Origin of the sequence: Fodinibius sp., assembly GCF_041642155.1 — a bacterium.
Lineage (GTDB): Bacteria > Bacteroidota > Rhodothermia > Balneolales > Balneolaceae > Fodinibius.
Map to the genome: position 1 here is coordinate 1 of NZ_JBEPWZ010000336.1, position 3,027 is coordinate 3,027.

General features: G+C 45.7%; 1 protein-coding gene. It reads left to right on the forward strand.

From position 1 onward, the window contains the following. On the forward strand, positions 1 to 3,027 hold a 3,027-nt coding region (locus tag ACESLU_RS13600), incomplete at both ends, for a CheR family methyltransferase (protein WP_372639172.1).

The window sequence follows — 3,027 nt, forward strand, 5'->3', positions numbered from 1 at the left end:
GGCCATAACTTTAGTCACTATAAACAAACAACGCTTCTGCGCCGCATAGAACGGCGTATGTATATTACCAACTGCGTTACACTCGATGGTTATATTGATTATTTGGATGAACACCCAAATGAAATAGAACATCTATTCGAGGATCTGTTGATCAGCGTTACAAGGTTTTTCCGGGACGCCAAGGCTTTCGAGAAGCTTAATGAGAAAGTGGTTCCCGGCCTGTTTGAAGGTAAAGGCCCGGAAGACCAGCTCAGAGTATGGGTCCCCGGATGTGCCACGGGGGAGGAAGCCTATTCAATTGCCATGTTGTTACATGAATACGCACAGCAAATTGAACACGCACCGGAAATTCGGATATTTGCCTCAGATGTGAACAGGGAAGCATTGATGTATGCACGCAGGGGCGTTTATCCGGAATCCATAGAGGTCGACGTATCCGAACTCCGGATTGAGCGCTATTTCACAAAAGTGAAACACAAGTATCAGCTCAAGCCAGAGATTACGGATATGGTCCTGTTCGCCCACCATGATTTACTTAAAGATCCTCCTTTCTCAGACCTCGACCTGCTGGCCTGCCGCAACCTGTTAATTTACCTCAAACGAGAAATTCAGACTGAGGTATTTAATCTGTTTAATTACGTACTGCGACCCGGCGGCGGTCTCTTTTTGGGGCTGTCAGAATCCGATCTTAAAGCAGCGGGACTGTTTACCACCGTGGATAAAAAACACCGGATATACCGGAAACCTGTGGACTCGGACTCGCGGTCAAATGTTCCAAAATTACCTTTGAAATATCAAAAGGACCGATATAGAGGCCAGCGTGTCCGGCCAAGGTTTCCACAGGAGAAGAAGAGCATTAAAGAATTTCATCAGGATCTTCTGCTGCGGTTGTATGCTCCCCAGAGTGTAATTGTCAATGACACCTATGAGGTGATCCATGCCACAGAGGGTATCCAGCAATACCTGGAATATGGGGGCGGTGAACCGAGCACAAATATCCTGGATATGATTAACCCCGAACTGCGGGAAGTGGTAAGAACCCTTTTGTATGAATCAGAACACGGAGATACTGCTACAAAGCGAAAAAAAACCTCTTATGGATCAGAAGAAAATCGCACCACTATTGAGGTAATAGTCCACCGTTTCGAGAGCTCCGAATTTCCAGACAGTTTTATACATGTCGTCTTTAAAGAATTAACGCCCGCGGAAGATAGTAACACTAAAAGCGATGTTATTAACTCTACCGATATTTCAAAGGAGGAAATTGAAATTATAGAACGATTAGAAAATGAGCTGCAACAAACCCGGGAACGGCTTCATCGAACGGTGGAAGAATATGAAACCGCCAACGAAGAACTGCGATCGTCGAACGAGGAGTTGCAGTCGATGAACGAAGAACTTCATTCTGCCACCGAGGAACTGGAGACCAGCCAGAATGAGCTCAAATCCGTGAACCGCGAGCTGGAAAGGAAAGTAGAAAAACTAAGGCATGCCAATAATGATCTTAAAAACCTGATGAAAGTTGCGGAAGTGGCTATACTTTTTGTGGACGATGAGTTTCGCGTCCAGCGATTTACGGAAAACGCCTCCGATATTTTTAACATTATTCCCTCTGACATAGGCCGCCCCATAAAGCATGTGACTCACAAACTCCGTTATAATACAGTTGGCAAAGATTTGGAGTATGTGTATGACACCAGGAAAGAGGTAGAAAAGCTGGTGTCCAGCGTCAATAACCGCACCTATATGATGCGTTTGTGCCCCTACCGCTCGGTCGATGAGAAAGTCGAAGGCGTGGCACTTAGCTTCATGGATGTCACCAAGCTTAAAGAGACTGAGGAAAAATTACAGCAGCAGAAACTCCAGGAATCACTTGCGAGGATGGGGACCTATGCACTGGGGGTCGATGATCTGGAGTCTATCATAGAACGGGCCCTCCAACAGGTCTGTTTGGCATTGGATACAGATTATGCGTTACTGCTTACCTGGCACCCGGACCAAAATACCCTGAAGCTGGCTCAAGCTACCGGCTGTGAGCCTGATAAGATGGGGGTTACACAATTTGAAGCCGATCCGAAATGGGATGCAGGCTACGCCCTGAAGAAGGGCAGTCCGGCAGTGATTTCCAACTATCAAAAAGAAGACCAGGTTAAATTGTCACCTTTTCTTGATCACATGGACATACAGAGCGGTATAACGATGACAGTGACCGAATCCGATAAAGTGTATGGCATCCTGGGCATTTATTCGAAAAATAAGCATCCATTCTCAAAGAATGAACTTAATTTTGTAAAGATTGCCTCGAACATAATTGGAATGTCCTGCGAGCGTTCGAAGAATAAACAATTCCTGGAAGAAGCGAACCAACGCCTCAAAGAAGAAATCAAGCGTTGTAATGAGTATCAAAAAGAAATACTGCAAACCAATATCGCGGAGCGCTGGAATCTTGGAGGTTACCTGCACGATAATCTGGCCCAGACCCTGGCGTCGATTAAAATTACGGCCAGCAGGATCAGATCCGAATTAAAGGATACCGATCTGGAATTGTCCTCGGAAATAGACTCTATTATAGAAAATATCGATGAAGGCATCGCGGGCATCCGAAATCTGACCCACGAGATTATCCCCATTGATATAGAGGAGGGGGGGGTGAAACGGGCTCTCAGACTTCTGGTGCGCCAGCTGAGAAAAATGCATGATGTGAACTGCAATCTGCAGGCCGACGAAATTATTGAACGAATTAATGATAAAGAGATTGCTACGAACCTGTATCACATCATCCAGGAAGCGGTAAGAAATGCTGCCATTCACGGCAAGGCAGAGAACGTGGAAATAAAGGTTTTAAAGGAGGGAGATCAATTGAAACTTAACATTACGGATGACGGTGTAGGATTGTCAAACGCAAAAAGTGACAGCGATGGAGGGAGCGGCACCAATATTATGCGCCACCGAATTGAAATAATAGGAGGATCGTTTTACAGGGAAGAGATTGACGAGTCGGGTAAAACAGGCACACGGGTGATTTGT